Below are 392 nucleotides of genomic sequence, written 5' to 3' on the forward strand. Positions count from 1 at the left end.
CGCTGGCACAGATGGAACTATCTGAGCAGGAAAGTTATCTTGAGACAAAACAACAATTGGAAAACCGGCTGGTATATGGATCCTATCCTGACGTATTAAAAATGACCGCGGAAGAGGACAAAAAAGATTATCTCAAGGAAATGGTGAATGCCTATCTGCTAAAAGATATTCTGATGTTCGAACAGGTGAAATATTCTCACAAAATGTTGCAGCTGCTACAACTGATCGCTTACCAGACCGGCCAGGAAGTTTCTTATGAAGAGTTGTCAAAATCGCTGCAAATTGACCGTAATACGGTCGAGCGCTACCTCGATCTGTTTTCGAAAGTTTTCATAATTTTCAGGATCGGTGGATTTAGTAAAAACCTTCGGAAGGAAGTTACCAAATCGTCT

At 41.1% G+C, this 392-nt stretch carries 1 protein-coding gene; it reads left to right on the plus strand.

All coding sequences use genetic code 11. From position 1 onward, the window contains the following. A partial coding sequence (locus D7X55_RS42430; RefSeq protein ID WP_147470561.1) for a DUF4143 domain-containing protein occupies positions 1–392 on the plus strand: 392 nt, incomplete at both ends.

The organism is Corallococcus sp. AB049A (genome assembly GCF_003668885.1).
In the GTDB taxonomy this organism is placed as follows: Bacteria; Myxococcota; Myxococcia; order Myxococcales; family Myxococcaceae; genus Corallococcus; species Corallococcus interemptor.